Below are 15,088 nucleotides of genomic sequence, written 5' to 3'. Positions count from 1 at the left end.
AAGACCGATCGGAGAATCAGAATGCGTCGACCTGCTGGGCTATTTGGCCCCCTCATTTTATTTCTCGCGTGCTGCGGATGCGGCGGGTCGCGAGCGCCCGCCGATACTCCGGAGACATCCGGTCTTGCCGCGGAGTCGGAGACTCTTCGGACGTCCGGCGCCGGTGGAACTCACGCGAATGCCTCCCAATCTGATTGGACGATGTTCCGCGGGGGCGACGGGAACGGCCTCGTCGAAAGTGCCAATCTCCCGGTCGACATTAACGCGGATTCGGATGTCGTCTGGAGAACTCCTGTGCACGGACGCGGCTGGTCCTCGCCGGTCGTGCTTGAAGGGACGATCTGGCTCACGACCGCGACCGAAGACGGCCGCTCGATGTCTGTACTCGCGATCGACGCGACCGATGGCACTGTGATTCATGATCGGGTCGTGTTCGAAAACGAATCGCCAAATTTCTCGCATCCGACCAACACGTATGCGTCCTGCTCCCCGGTCGTTGAATCGGGACGCGTCTACGTGCATTTCGGTCGTTACGGGACCGCGTGCCTCGACTCGAAATCGGCCGAGACGTTGTGGGAGCGACGGGACATTTTGTACGACGATTTCCGGGGACCGGCCTCGTCTCCGATTTTGCAGGACGGCCGACTCTATTTCAGTTGTGACGGGGTCGATGTGCAGTACGTCATTTGTCTCGATGCCCGGACCGGTGAGACCGCTTGGAAGGTCGATCGCAGAATCGATTACGAATCAGACAATCCCGATCGCTACAAGGCCTACAGCACGCCCGCGATTTTCGAAGTCGACGGCCGGCTTCAATTGGTCAGTCCCGCGGCGATGGAGACGGTGGCCTACGATCCCAAGTCCGGCGATGAATTATGGCGCGTCCGCCATGGCGGCATGAACGCGGGGCTGCGGCCTGTCATGGCAAAGGGACTCATCATGGTGACCGCCGGAGACGGGGGAACGTCGCTTGTGGCGATCGACCCGACCGAAATCGATTCGGATGGCTATGCCAAAGTCGTCTGGTCCAATGGTCGCATGGTGCCGAAACGGTCATCGCCGATCGTGGTCGGCGAGTTGCTGCTGATGGTGTCGGACGATGGCATCGTGACTTGCCGCGATGTCATCTCGGGCGAAGAATTCTGGAAGGAACGCATTCGGGACGACTTCTGGTCCTCGCCTGTCTCCGACGGCGAACGCGTGCTGCTGTGCGGTAAGGACGGAACGGTCGCCGTCGTGGCGGCTGAACGTGAATACGAACTTCTGTCGAAAACGCAATTCCCCGAAGGCTTCAACGCGACCCCGGCGATCGCGGATGGGGCGATCTTCTTGCGTTCGATTTCGCATCTGTACCGAATTAATCAGGCAACAGAATGAAACCCGCGCTTGTCCGAGTTCTGTGCTTGTCCGCCGTGATGTTCGCGCTCCCCGGCTGTGGCGGTGGTTCCGGCAGTGAGCCTGCTGAGGTTACGTCCTCCGACCCGCAAGCGGGAATGGCTCCGCCGCAAGTTGACGCAGGCAATAACCCGGCCAGGCCGAGCGGAGGCGGTTCGCCGGTGACAACGACCGCCGAGCAGATCCGTTGGCCGAACGTGCCCGAAGAGATTTTCTTCGACGATCCCCTCGCCATCGCCGCGGACAAGCGCATCGTGGCCGGGATGGAAGCGCGGGCAACCGGCTCCGTGGAAGTCGCCTCTTCGGTACCGGAAGAATCGACCGGGACGGACAGCAATCCGTCGGAGCCTCCTGACAAGGCCGTCGCCTGGTCGGACTTGATCACCGGCGATGCGTTGAGCGAAGAGGTCACCAAGATTCGCAATCGGTTCGCCGGCAAAGTCCGCTCGGTGGCCGACTTCAACAACGGCTACCTCGACATCCCATACTACGCAGCGGAACTGGGAGCCCTTGCCCACGTGGCGACCATGCACTCCGACCCGATTTCATGGAAGGACCATGCTCCCGCGATTCGCGACCTCGCAGCCGAAATGGTGGCGGAGCAACTTCGCCGCGGTGCGAAATCTCAGAAGCAGGTCGCCGAACCTTTCGAAAAGATCGACGCCGTGCTGCGTGGGAATATCGCTCCCGATCTGCCCGAGTCTTCCGACGAGGTGCAGTTCTGGGAGGTCGCCGATTTCGGCGGACTGATGCAACGGTTCGACGCGGCGGAGAAAAATCTGAATTTGCTGGGGGCGGGTTCTGACGCACTAAATTCTAATCGGGACGAAGTCAGCCGTGAGTCGCAGTTGCTAGCGGTGTTGGCCCAAGTGATTGTGCAGGAAGGCTATGGATACGCGGAAGACAGTGAGTTCATAGGCTACTCGAATTTGATGACCGAATCGGCCAAGACGATGCGGGAGTCGGCCGAGGCGGGCGATTTCGAAGGGTTTGATTTGGCCCGCTCGAAACTGTCGCAGTCTTGTACCGATTGTCACGGTGTTTATCGCTGAGCGGCTTTGCGTTTCACTATTGAGCGGCATGTGCTGGTCGCGTTGTTCCGGCGAGCCGCTGGTTGAACCGAGACGGGCCGTCTCACACGATCGAGTTGCAAAATGATTTTTGAACTTCGCAGCGGGCACCCGTATAAGCGGTGCTGTTACCGATTGATGCTGCTTGTCGCGATCGCTTCGGCCGGGACGCTCAGTTTCGCCCAGACCGGCGGTGGTGGCGCGGGTGGCGGCGGCGCAGGTGGTGGGGGTGCAGGCGGCGGAGGAGCGGGTGGTGGTGGAGGAACCGGCGGCGGAGGAGCCGGTGGTGGAGGAAGCGTCGGAGGAGGAATTTTTGTCGACCGTGACGGCTTGATGACCTCGGCGGTTCAGGGCAACCGCGTGCCGCGGCTCGACGCGCGACGAGCCAGAGCTTATGTCTCCGAACGACTGTCCGAAGATGTGGCTCGCTCGAGCGAATCGCGAAAGGTGTCGCTCGTTCGATTGGAGAATGCGGTCGCAAAGCGGCTGGTCGCAGGTGAGGCAATTTCGGAAGAGATGGCGTTTCTCGCCGGCCTCACGCGAATCGAACACGTCTTTCTCTATCCGGAAACCGGAGACGTTGTGATTTCGGGACCGGCCGAGCCCTTTGCCCCCGATTCTGCGGGGCGAATCACGTCGGTCGAATCGGGCCGGGCCCCGCTGCGATTGGAAGACCTCGTGGTCGCGATTCGCTCGGCTGATCAATCGAACTCGGTCGGTTGCTCGATCGACCCGGTTCCAAGCAAACTCGCCGACTTGAAGCGTTGGATCGCCGCTAATTCCACACCGGCGCCTCCGGCCATCGCAGCCGGGCGATTCCTCACAATGGCAAAGGTCCTCGGCAATCAGGTCGTGAGTGTGCACGGCGTCCCGGCCGATTCACGGTTCGCCTCGGTGCTGGTGGAAGCCGACTGGGTCATGAAGAAGGTCGCCTCGGGACTCTTGCCGTCGGGGACGCGGCGGGTGCCGTCTCATTTGGCGATGCTGAGACCCGGAGGGAACGCGATGCAGCGGTGGTGGTTCGTGCCACGTTTCGAGTCGATCGTGCGAAACGAGGCGGGGACGGCGTTCGAGCTGGCCGGTCCGCGATTGAAGCTGTTGTCGCAGGACGAGGTCGTGGATGATGCGGGCAATCGATCGAATGCGCTCTCGACCGACGCTTCGACCGAGCGATTCGCTCGGTTGTTCTCCGAGCACTTCGAAGAACTCGCGGCGGTCCATCGATCGTTCGCCGAGTTGCAGAATCTGGTCGACATACTGCTGCTGACGGCACTCTTGGAAGAACCGCAGATCGGCGGCGCGGTCGGGTGGTCGATGCCGGTCTTCAAGCAAGACTCACGCTTCCCGATCACGAAAACACCCGTTCCGAAATGGGTGGCCTCGACCGCTAACGCCAAACGGGCCGGCACCGGAACGGTTGTCGGAATCATCGCGGGCGGTGTCTCGATTCGTCCGGCCGCGTTGGTCAGGTCGGCCAAGCCGGTGACCGACGGGTCGAAACTATCGGACCGCCGCCAACGCGCGATGGAAGCGTCCGACAACTGGTGGTGGGACTGACGTCCGGGAAGATTCAGCCGACAGGTCAGCAGAAGTCATCAAGCACTGACATCAACCAGCGTGCCAGGAGCGAACGCCCCGGCACCGGAATCTGATACGCCATCCGCACTGCCCGTTTGGCCTGCTGCGGCGATCCCGGCGATCAGGCCGAGGAGGAACTCCGCGGAGCTCTCCTCATCTTCTTTGTGCGATGCCCCCGAAAGGAGGATCAGCATCAGAAGGTCAATCGAATCGAGTTCCGCGAGGGCCTCGGTAAGCTGATCGAGTTGCCCGAGTTCGGACGCCGACTCAACGGGATTCGAAGGAATCTGTGCCGATGGCGCGCCGCCCGGTCCGGCCGTAACGCCGCCGGTACCGGTTGCTGCCCCGCTGATAGCGGACGCCGCCCCCATTCCGAGGGCCGCCCCGCCGATTGCTCCCACACCCTGCACTGTTTCTCTCGCAACTGCGTATGAACGCCGTCACGAGAAGCAAGGACCGGACCGTTGGCGTTTTGATCTGGGAGAAGGCGAAAACGCGAGCGTTTTTTGCGGGTGGTTCTCAATAGACGTTGCGTCCGGGCATCATTCCCGGTGACGTGATGCGAATTCGCAACAGAGGCTGTATTCGGCCAATGCCCCGAACCCGCGGTGCCCGCGTCTAAACGGCCTCGCTGGCGCGTCGGGCTATCGGTAGCTCGCCCGGAGAATTTTCGCCCTTGCGATTTGCTGCGGCAGGGGAGCCGGCGATGGGGACGCCTTCGGGCAGCGAGGGGTGGCTGGGGACGGTCTCGCCAGAGCCGCCCCCAGCGAGCGCGGGGCAAGCTGTGCAATTCTTGCTGACATCCGCTGGGGGCGAGCGAGGCGATATTTGCAGAAACCGACGCGCGTTCAGCGCCGACCCAGTGTCGCGCTCGTCCCCAGCCACCCGGATTGCGGATTGGCAATTCGTTGAGGCAACGGCCTCGCTGGCGCGTCGGGCTATTGGTAGCTCGCCCGGAGAATTAACGCCCTTGCGATTTGCTGCGGCGGGGGGGCCGGCGATGGGGACGCCTTCGGGCAGCGACGGGTGGCTGGGGTCGGTCTCGCCAGAGTCGCCCCCCAGCGATCGCGGTGCAAGCTGTGCAATTCAGGGTGACGTCCGCTCGCGAACCGCTGGGGGCGAGCGAGGTGATACATGCCGAAGCCGGCGCGCCCTTAACGCCGAACGTATATCGCGCTCGTCCCCAGCCACCCGGCATTGCGGATTGGCAATTCGTTGAGGTAACGGCCTCGCTGGCGCGTCGGGCTATTGGTTGCTTGCTCGGAGAACTAACGCCCTTGCGATTTGCTGCCGCGGGGGGAGCCGGCGATGGGGACGCCTTCGGGCAGCGGGCGGGCGGCGACGGTGAAGCCCTGCTGGTGTGCGTAGGCCTGAAATTCCCGGAACTCCGCGTAGCTGTCGGGATAGACCCAAAAGGTGAGTGCCGCCACGCGGGGGGCGAGTCGCAGTTGCGATCGGAACCGTGAGTCAGACCGTAACGCCTCGTCGACTGATTCGCGGGGATAGTTCGGCTCCGGCAGGACTTTCCATCCGGCGACCGAGATGCGAATGCCGGTCGCTCGGCCCGCGAGTTCGTCGAGGATCGATTTTCCGCCTCGTTCCACGACGTAGATCATCGAGAAGCCGTCGATCGGTCCGACTTCTCCGGTGCCGCGTCCGTTGCGGGCGAGCCAGGCGAGTTGTCGGCGGATCTCGGGCTCCAACCGTGAAACGAGTTCGTCGAGCGGCACGCGGCTGATCTTGCCTCCGGAGATCATGAAGTGAATCTCGGTTCCCTGCACCGTGGTGCCGACGGGGGTTAATTCATGTTCGAGACGGATCGTGGGCTGTTCTTCAAGTTCTTCAATTCGCTGATCCGCAAGTTCACGGATCGCATTCAGTTTTGCGACTTGAGTTTCGACCGACGCGGTTCGCTGCCGTTGATCCTCGATGCGGCTTTGCAGCGCCGCGAGTCGTTGCCGCTCGGCGGCAAGTTTTCGCTCGGCCGCAGTTTGAAATTGGGCGAGCTTCGCGGATGTATCGTCCTCTTGGTCGACCAATATGGTGAGCCGGCGCAGTTCGTCCTCTGCTTGTCGCTGTGCGGCGAGAAGCTGCTGGTCGATCTGCGGGGCCTTCGGTGGTTCGGGTTCGACTTCGACAATCACCGGACGGGGAGCGACGACCGGCGCGAGCTTTTTAATTTTTGCGGGTCGGGGAGCGGGTGGTGGCGTGAGCGGTGTCGGCGGCAGTTCGGGAAGCACTTCTGGCTCGACAAGGGCCGGTCCAGATTCGACCATTTCCATTGGGAGAACAGCCGGCATCTGCGCAATACGCAGGCCGGCGACCACGATGAGAATGATCAGAATCCCGACAATGTTTGCGACAATGTCGAGGAAAGAATCGGAGCCGAATTCGGGATCGCCCCCACGTCGACGGGCCATTGGTTAATTCCCCGTTTCGAGTGCGGGATCGGTGAGTCGACGCTCGATGCGAGTTCGCAGACCGTAACGCGACAGCCGGTCGTCGATGCGGCCGAGATGTTGATTCCCGCCCGGCATCACGTCGATGTCGAGCTGCGGCGTCCATCGGAAGCCATCGGGTGGATCACCCCACGCCGTCGTTTCTGCGTTCGTTTTACGGACGAGTGCCTGGAGCAATTCGGTCGAAGTTTCGCCACGTCCGAGTTTGATCGGCGATTGTGATCCGACAGCCAATTGATCTGCGTAGAAGCGGACGTTGATCGACCGTTCCAACCCGATTAGCGCGTTGCGAGAAGAGGAACCCCACAGTGTGGCATCGCCGCGAGCCTGCGGGAGATTTCTGGTCGAACCGTTGAGCGCGGTCTCTTCGATATCGTCGGACAGCAACCGCGGTTCACCGGAGGCCTTACCCGCCCGCGTGGAGGAGAGCGATCGCTCGCTCGGGGCCCAGTTGTCATCTTGGTCCCTCAACGGATCTCGGCGAAGCTGCTGCGCCCGGCTCTGCTGAGAGCCCGCTCCGCTGAGCAGCGATTCGAGCGACTGCCTTCCGTCGGGTCGTGTTCCGGATGATTTCGCATCAGGATTCGTTGGGGCGTCAGAGTTACTCGATGTACCCTCTTCGCCGCGGCTCCGCTCAGGTGAGTTTGTGGAGTTGCCCGACTTTCGATCGCGAGCGGCTTGCAGGTAGGCGTCGAAATCGCTGCCGGAGGGGCCTGACTGGCTGGGGCGGTCGCCGTAACGGCGCTGCCCCGTTCCGGATGGGTCGCTGGGATTAAGACCGGTCCCGTTAGCCGGGCCGGCGTTCCGGTCGAATCGTCCCGCATTGTTGCCGGGGGCGAAGGGGGAGCGAGGATTGGTGCGTGGCTCGGAGGCAGGCCCATTCCCCGGTCCGTAGGAGTTCCGGTTTGGTCCGCTCGTTTCCGAGCGAGCGTAATTGGGTGTCATCTCGGTCGGGTCTTCATAGAGGCCCCCCATTGATAGACCGCGCTCGCCGAGCGTGATTTCGATCGGGTCATCGTTTCGAACCGGAGCGCGTCCCATCGATCGACCGACCGATCCGATCGATCGTGGGATATCACGCATCGCCGCGACCGCTAAATCTCGTGCTTCGCGGTCGATCTCGGGCAACGCGATTTCGACGCCGTCAGGAATGAGCTCGTAACCGGTTTGTTCGATCCGGTCGCCCAGGAACAGCCGGGCCGCGTAGTACGCGACCGTGCCTTCCGGACGCACCAGCAGCAGCACGTAAGGTTCCCGCCGGTCCTGCTGCTTCCAGTAGGCATTGAGTGCGTCGACTCCGGCTGCGACGGGGTTCGCATCGGCCGTAAAACCATTGAGGTCGGCTCCGCCCAGATCGATTCGCTCGTTCAGAAACGTCAGCCCTTCGCCCGTGCATTCAATAAGGATCGGACGCCGAGTCGTTCCCGTTGCGCCATCGAACGGCACAACGGAATACTTCGGCGGCTCGCTGGCGCGCTGCTCCGCTTTTTCGCGGACCTCATCAGCCAGTTTGCTCAGTTCGGCCTGCATTCGGGCGAGCTGCGTTTCCTTCTTCAACCGCTCGGCATCTCGGGCGGCAATTGCCTGTTGCAGTTCGCTGCGTCGGCGGTCGGCCGACTGGAGTTCATTCTTCAGCGCCGTGACCGAGCGGCTCAGTGCGATCGATCGATTGCGGCCGGACGCGGCGCGAGCGCGAAACGTTTCGACTTTCTGAGTCGCGAGCGCGTAGGCGGCGCGAATCTTTTGATTCGGATCGGGCGGCGGCGGCGCTGGCGGGTTCTCGCGGAAGAGATAGACGCGGGGGACCTTCACCGGTTGATCGGGGTCGATCTGTCCGGCCATCCCATTGCGAGTCCCGGCGTCCGCGACGATCGGCGTGGGCGCCAATGTCGGCGGCGCATGCAGCTCCGGTACGGGCGGTTGGATGATTTCAGGCGGCTCCGGGTCATCGGAGTCCGATGCGGCAACTGAAGCCGTCGCGAGTCGCTCTTCCCGGATCTGTTGCGTGATAACAATCAGCAAGAAGATCAGCGCCCCCATCGCGCATAGGAGCACGGCCAGGAACGGGAACAGTGAAACGGGATTGGCCGCCGCGGCTTTCGCTCGGGCCATCGAGCGTGCCTCGCTGAAGGACGTCGGTCGGGTCGATTTTGCTTCACACGGATAGGCCTACGCGGCCCGCTTGCCCGCCTTACTTGTCAACAAATGCACGGCTCCGGTGAGGCTGTTGATCGAATCTTCGAACGTCTCGCCGATCTGCAGCGTGGCCAGATTGTCGGCCAGAAGCTGCTGCAATCGAGCCAGATCAGCTTCGTCCGACATCAGTCGAGAAAGTTGCTCGGTCTGAGCCTGCATCGCCGCATGATGCTCTCGAAGGCGGTCGCCCGAGTCGCCGAGCTGCTCGGAGATACCGGTCCACAGCGAGCGAAGTTCGGCGATTTGTTCGGTCTGACGTTCGTCCGCTTCCCGAGTGAAGCGATCGACCGAGCCGGTAATCGCACCGGTCGACTGATTGACGGCTTCAATGAGCTCATGCCGGGCTGCGGCGAGTGACCGAGAATGATCGGCCAGTGTCGCCATCGAGGCCGATTGCAGGTTGGCCGCGAGTTCCGTCTGTTGTTCGTTGATCGTTTCGACCCAGCGGGTCCGCACCAGTTCAAGCGACTCCCGCCAGACGGCCGCCTGCTCGCCGAGCAACTGTTGCATTTCGGACGAGAACCGTTCGGCCATTTCCGCTTCGGCGTCCATCACGGGCGAACCGGCGGCCGATGCCGCACCGAGCCGGGCAGAAAGCGAGATGCCGAATTCTTCGAGATCGTCAAGAAGCCGCTGCTCGGCTCGCTCGGTCATGAAATTGGCGAACACGAGAACGAGCGACAGTGCCAGAGCGAGCGCCGTCGTATCGAACGCGACCGCAAGACCGCCGGTGACTTCGCCGAGTGACGAGTTCAGTTGTTCGGGATTGATGTTGGCGATCGCGATTGTGATTCCCATGACGGTGCCGAGAAATCCGAGGATCGGAACGGCCCAGGTGATCGTTCGCAGAAACGCGTAGCTGCCGTGCATGCGCTCGGCGGCCAGTTCCGCCAGATATTTCAAATGTCCGCCGACTTCGTTCTGAGTCGGGTTGCCGTCAAGATACTCGGAGACGTCGCGGAGCCGTCCCGCGATCGCCGTCCGTCGCGCCCGCGGCGGAATCCCAGCGAGTAAGTAGTCGACAAGCCCAAGCGATCGCAGCGTCCGGGCGAGTGGTTCTCCGGCGGCTTCATCAATCTGCCGAAAGGCACGCCGCTCAGCCCCGAGGGCCAGCATTTTTCGCCCGAGGATTGCCAGACCAATGAAGAACAGCCCCGCCGTGACGTACTCGAGCGGGTGTCCGCAGAAGTAACGCGTCACAAATTCGCGATAAGCCGGCAGTGACGGAATGGCGGCGTAAAAGCCGAGCGTCAGAACCATTCCGACCATAATCGGCAACAAGTCGGACCCCTGTCCGCCCCTCTTGCCTGGTTTGTGCGTCACCGCTTGATTGGCTGTTTTGCCATGTTTGCCGGGGCGTACTGCCGATCCGCTCATTGCCACTCCTTGACCATGAATCACTGCGGCGCGCAAGGACGCCACACCTATTGCATCGACCCCGACCCCCGGTCGGGTTGAGCGGAAGATTCCGGATGCAACGATCGTGCCGGTATCAAGATCGGAGCGGTGAAACCGTTCACGTGCCCGAAATTGACCCGCCTCGCCACCGATCTCGAGTGGCACGGACACCGTCCGTGCGGCGCAGCCGCCAGAGCATTCAGTTGGCGACCAAAATCGACATTGGATGCCGGTCTGCTAGAAGTGATTCCAATACCAGCCGGAGGCGCAAGCCGATGGTCGATCAATCCGCGTTTCTCCCGACGGCTGTCGCCTCGGGCTTGTATTTCAACCGAATTGAAGCCCCTGCTCAGAAATGTCTGCCTGAATGCTCGACGCAACCCAAGCGGGGTCCGGGCCAGATTAAAACCGGGCATGTAAGCCGTAGAAAGAACTAAGTGGCAGGTAAAAGGCGTTCGATCGGCGTTCCCTCCGACAGCGCGAGCGGTCTACCGATCGGTGTCCACAGTTCTTCGTCCGGGTCGATCCCGAAGCGGGAGAGGATCGTCGCGTGCAGATTGGGTACTGTCACCGGGTCGACCGGCTCGCGGCCCCCTTCCGGATCGGTTGCACCAATGACAACGCCCGATCGCAGGCCGCCCCCGCCCACGAGACAGGAGAAACCGTGCGGCCAGTGGTCGCGACCATCGAGCGAGTTAATTCGCGGAGTGCGTCCGAACTCGCCGACGCACAGCAGCATCGTCGATTGCCACAAATCGCGCTCCCGCAACTCGCGAACCAGTTGCGACAGCGCGGGGTCGAGTTCGTTTGCGCGGGCGACATGCGCATCAAAGTTATCGGCGTGCGAGTCAAAACCGTCGAGTGTGACTTCAACCGCTCGGACACCGGTCTCAACGAGTCGACGCGCGACGAGGCAACCGCGTCCAAAGCGACCCTCGCCGTAAGCCGCGCGAGTCTCCGCTGTTTCTTCCTCGATCTTGAAGGCTTCGAGTTGCTCGGAGTTCATCATGGTTAGTGCCCGTCGGACCGTCTCCGGTTGAAGCGTGCGTTCCAGTTGCCCCGGTCGGCCGCGTGCGAAGGAGCGATTGAGGATGTCGAGTCCGTTGACCCGCATCGCTTGTCGTTCCGTGGAGACGGGAGGGTTGATGTGCGGCATCTGCCCGCCGGGATCGCTGACCTTGAACGCATCGTATTCGGCCCCGAGATACCCACCGACAGGAGGCCAAGTGCCGGAAGCGAGCGCGACGTGCGAGGGAATCTCGAGCGATTTATTCGGCAATGCCTGCGTGACGAGCGAGCCGAGCGACGGGTGCGTCACCGTCGGGTCGGGCCGGTACCCAGACTTGACCGCATACGTCCCGCGTTCGTGATCCCCTTCTTTGGACGACAACGAGCGGATGACGCTGAGGTGCCTCAACTGCTCGGCGATTCGCGGGAAATGCTCGGCGATTTGAATCTTCGGGATCGACGTTTCGATTCCCCGCGTCGGACCGCCAATTTTGGTGCCCGGATGCGGGTCCCAGGTTTCCAACTGACTCGGCCCACCCTGTAGCCAGACGGTGATCAGCGATGCCGGTCGCTCAACGCCACGTTGTTCGCTGGCGCGAAGTGATAGGGGCGGAAGTAGAAATGAAAGCCCGCCACCCAACGCAATGCGGAACAGGTCGCGGCGCGATCGAAGTCGCGGATGAGGTTGGAAGTCGGACACGGAAATCCCTTGCTTGCGCGGCGGGCTTGTTTGCTTTTCAATGACTTCTTAATGGGTCCACGCGAACTCTGGGGAGTTCATCAGCACCCACATTAGATCTTCGAGCTGCGACGATTCGAAGGTCGCGTCGGATTGCTTCATCCACGGCCGGATCGATTCCAGTTCGTTCGCGTGCGGGCGTCGGGTCAGCACGCACAGGAACGCCGTTGCGACGGCGGTGTCGACATCAGACGAGAACGCGCTGATGCGGCCCGTTCCGGTGAAGGGGTTCGCCTCCGTCAGTTCGCGGGTGAACCGGCCGTTCATCCGGAGCAGTGCTTGCGGAATCGTCGCGCTCGCATCGGCGGGTACCTCGTCGCCGGGGTCGCCGTAGGCATCGACGAAGTCGCGTTCCCGCACGAAACGAATCAAACGGAACAAGAATTGGTCATCCGCGTCGGCCGTGCGAATTTGCACGGCTTGCAGCATCGATCCGATGATTTGCTCAGGCCGCAGGCGGCTGACCGGGAAGATTCGCCACTCGTCCTGTGCGGTCTCAAATCGCGACTGGTCGATCCCCTCGATGGCGGAGGCGGCGCGAAAGGCGGAGGTCGACGCGATCAGCCGGATCAGCCGACGCAGGTCGTACTGATGCGTCGCGAAGTCCTCGCCGAGGATGTCCAACAGTCGGGTCGACTCATCACCCGGGTCGGGAATATCATCGACCGGTGCGTGATAAGCCCGACCGAATAGCAGCCACCACATGCGATTGGCAACGGCTCGGCCGAACCGTTTGTTTTGCGGATCGACGATCCACGCCGCGAGACGATCGCGCGGCGACTCACCGTCGGTCAATCCCTCCGAATAAAAAGGCACCATCGGCTCGCCGATTTCACTTGTCGCACGCTGACTGGCGATTTCGGCAATTGACTTCTCATGGATGCCGAGTGGGCTGATATCTGTCGTTTCGAAGAATGCGGCAAGCCCTTCGAAATCCGTCTGCTTCCACTCGGCGAACGGGTGGTCATGGCATTCGGCGCAGTCGATTCGCTGACCGAGAAACGCTCGGCAAATGCGACCGGTCAATTCAGCGTTGTCGATCTGATCGTCGGTGACCGCCGCAGTAATGAAGTTAGCCGCCGGTCGGTCGGTCCAAAGTCCCCGCGCCGAGATCATGTCCCGCACGGTCTCGTTGAACGGCCGCCCCTCGTTCAGTTCGGTGCTGAGCCAATTCAGAAATCGATCGCGGCGAAACACGATGAACTGGCCGTTCTCTGTTCCGACGAAACTCCGGCTCAAGCGTTCGGCAACGTAATCAGCCGTCCGCGGGTCTTCGATGATCTGCTTTGTCGCACGGTCGAGACGATCGGGCCGGGCATCCGATTCGAAACGGCGAATCTCTTCCAGTGACGGAATCGTGCCGTGCAGTGCCAGCGATAGCCGACGCAGAATCGTTAGCTCTTCCGCGACGGGAATGCTAATGGCCGTGGAACTGCGGGCGGACAGTTCTGCTTCGACGTCGGCGAGGGCTTGGGCAAAGGACCCGTCAGTCGGTCCGGACTTAGGTTCCGGCGCTTCAGATCGTTCGGCTGCGGGAATTGCGGTGCTGATTGGCTCGGGGATCGCCGCTGCGCCGAAAACGTACGCGGAGATCGCGAGCAGCCCGCAGATGAAAATGAATCGATTCCGCCACATCGAAAGCTCCTGCGAATTGCTCCCCAATATACCGGATCGGGCGACGAATCGTTTCAAGCAATTGAAATCGATGGTGCAATCGGATGAAGCGCCGCGATGAGTTTGCGGGTATGAAACGTTAGTCGCGTTCCAATCTCTTCGTCTTTGGTTCTGGTCGTCCGACATGTCCGCGGAAGTCGCCCCTCCCACGCAGCCCGACTTCGTTGCGCCGGCGGAGCCGATGGCTGAACGTCGGTTGACAGGGATGACGCTCGTGCGGCGCATTCGCGGATTCCTGCATCATGGGCTCAACGCTTGCGGGGCCGTCATCTTCCTTTCGGCGCTATCGGCCATACCGATAGCGAACGTTTACGTGCTCGGCTACCTGTTGGAATCTGAAGGCCGGATCGCCAACGGCTTTCGCTGGCGCGATGCGATTCCCTCGGCCCGGACAATGCGTCGCGGGGCGTCGCTGGTGGTGGGTTTGATCCTGTTCACATTTCCGCTGCGCTTACTCGCGGACTTCGCCGCCGATGCGGTGCTGATCGATCCCGACGGGATCGTCGCCCAGCGTCTCACCGGCGTGACGGTAGTCCTCTCGTGGATCGTCTTGCTCTACCTGCTGCTCGCCGTCGGTTTGGGGGCGAAGCCGGCGCGGTTCTTTAATCCGATCGGCACGCTCCTTCGCGGATGGCGAGAGATTCGTCGTGGCCGCTTCGTGAGGCGGGCTTCGCTGCGGATGAGCGGGTTCCTTGCGGCGCTTCGATTGCGGAGTCGCTTCTGGCTCGGATTGCGCGGGGTATTCGTCGCGTGGGTGATCTTTGCGGTCCCGGCCTTGCTGCTGATGATCGATACGCCGCAGCCCGGTCCGATGGCCGTCGGGCGATTTCTCGGGGCGATGGCGCTCGCAATTACGTTGATGATTCAGCCGCTCGCGCAAGCCCGATTTGCGGCACGAAATCGCTGGCGAGCGGCGTTTCACATTACGTCACTATGGGGCCTGTTTCGTCGCGCTCCGTGGTCGGTCCTCTTAGCGGCGATCGCTGCGCTGCTGCTCGCGTTGCCGATCTCTCTACTTTCGATTGTGCATGTGCCGGCCGATGTCGCTTGGATCGTTGCTCCGCTGTTCGTGGTTGTCGCGTGGCCCGCGCGACTTGCGGCGGGAGCGGCGTATGCCGTGGCTGACAAGCGAGAGCTTCCCGGCTCCGTATGGTGGACGGTCTCGGGAATCGTACTGTTTGTGCCGATCATTTTTCTGGGTGTCGGCCTGCTGTTCTTAGTCCAATTCGTCAACGCCGACGGCAGGCTTGCGCTCTTCGAATTAAACAGTCTGCTGCTCCCGCTGCCACGCACACGTTAAAGTCGATGCGATCAACAAGCCCGCAGCGCAAGCAAGGGACAAGACGATTAATGCCTCCACATAAGCCGAGATTTTCTGATTGAATAGTGGTATCGATGCTCGAATAATGAAGACACTTCGTAGCGCGGTCTATCAAAATATTCGGCACAAGAATGCAGACTTCATTCTTAAGTGTCAACAGATTGGGCAACCCTTCGAGCGGATTCCCTTGCTCGCGCTGCGGGCTTGTTTGGTTGGGGAATTGATTTAATGAGAAATACTGCGTGCCTTG

The 15,088-nt window shown here is 61.7% G+C and carries 10 protein-coding genes; 4 read left to right on the top strand and 6 right to left on the bottom strand.

Going from position 1 to position 15,088, the window contains the following annotated elements; translation table 11 throughout:
* The first annotated feature begins 21 nt into the window (after positions 1 to 21).
* From Pan189_RS12385 to Pan189_RS12375, 3 genes are all read left to right on the top strand, one after another.
* Positions 22 to 1,377: an outer membrane protein assembly factor BamB family protein gene (locus Pan189_RS12385; protein WP_145364209.1), complete on the top strand. Its 1,356-nt coding sequence runs from the start codon at positions 22 to 24 to the stop codon at positions 1,375 to 1,377.
* The gene (locus tag Pan189_RS12380; RefSeq protein ID WP_145364208.1) at positions 1,374 to 2,447 is read left to right on the top strand and encodes a hypothetical protein; all 1,074 of its coding nucleotides are present in this window, start codon (positions 1,374 to 1,376) and stop codon (positions 2,445 to 2,447) included. Before Pan189_RS12385 ends, Pan189_RS12380 begins: the two co-directional genes overlap by 4 nt.
* Positions 2,448 to 2,549: 102 nt before the next feature.
* A complete protein-coding gene (locus Pan189_RS12375; protein ID WP_145364207.1) occupies positions 2,550 to 4,022 on the top strand; it encodes a DUF1598 domain-containing protein in 1,473 nt (490 codons plus the stop codon).
* Positions 4,023 to 4,060: 38 nt separating this feature from the next.
* Here the strand turns inward: Pan189_RS12375 and Pan189_RS21390 are convergent, their stop codons facing one another.
* The 6 genes from Pan189_RS21390 to Pan189_RS12345 all read right to left on the bottom strand — a co-directional run bounded on the left by Pan189_RS21390 (position 4,061) and on the right by Pan189_RS12345 (position 13,478).
* A complete protein-coding gene (locus Pan189_RS21390; RefSeq protein ID WP_310820393.1) occupies positions 4,061 to 4,453 on the bottom strand; it encodes a hypothetical protein in 393 nt (130 codons plus the stop codon).
* A gap of 858 nt (positions 4,454 to 5,311) precedes the next feature.
* On the bottom strand, positions 5,312 to 6,463 hold the full coding sequence (locus tag Pan189_RS12365; protein WP_145364206.1) for a hypothetical protein: 1,152 nt from the start codon (positions 6,461 to 6,463) through the stop codon (positions 5,312 to 5,314).
* A 3-nt stretch (positions 6,464 to 6,466) separates the two neighbouring features.
* On the bottom strand, positions 6,467 to 8,614 hold the full coding sequence (locus Pan189_RS12360) for a hypothetical protein (protein WP_145364205.1): 2,148 nt from the start codon (positions 8,612 to 8,614) through the stop codon (positions 6,467 to 6,469).
* Between the two features lie 57 nt (positions 8,615 to 8,671).
* On the bottom strand, positions 8,672 to 10,075 hold the full coding sequence (locus Pan189_RS12355; protein ID WP_145364204.1) for a MotA/TolQ/ExbB proton channel family protein: 1,404 nt from the start codon (positions 10,073 to 10,075) through the stop codon (positions 8,672 to 8,674).
* Between the two features lie 454 nt (positions 10,076 to 10,529).
* Entirely contained in the window at positions 10,530 to 11,804 is a 1,275-nt protein-coding gene (locus Pan189_RS12350) for a DUF1501 domain-containing protein (protein WP_145364203.1), read from the bottom strand.
* Positions 11,805 to 11,852: 48 nt separating this feature from the next.
* Positions 11,853 to 13,478: a DUF1549 domain-containing protein gene (locus Pan189_RS12345; RefSeq protein ID WP_310820391.1), complete on the bottom strand. Its 1,626-nt coding sequence runs from the start codon at positions 13,476 to 13,478 to the stop codon at positions 11,853 to 11,855.
* 163 nt (positions 13,479 to 13,641) lie between these two features.
* Here Pan189_RS12345 and Pan189_RS12340 point away from each other — a divergent pair, with 163 nt between their 5' ends.
* Positions 13,642 to 14,817 (top strand): hypothetical protein, encoded by a 1,176-nt coding sequence (locus tag Pan189_RS12340; protein WP_310820390.1) that lies wholly within the window; start codon positions 13,642 to 13,644, stop codon positions 14,815 to 14,817.
* Positions 14,818 to 15,088: the final 271 nt, after the last annotated feature.

This window comes from Stratiformator vulcanicus (assembly GCF_007744515.1).
Taxonomy (GTDB): Bacteria; Planctomycetota; Planctomycetia; order Planctomycetales; family Planctomycetaceae; genus Stratiformator; species Stratiformator vulcanicus.
The sequence above is the reverse complement of the archived record's forward strand: the minus strand, read 5'-3'. Positions and strand labels throughout refer to the sequence as shown.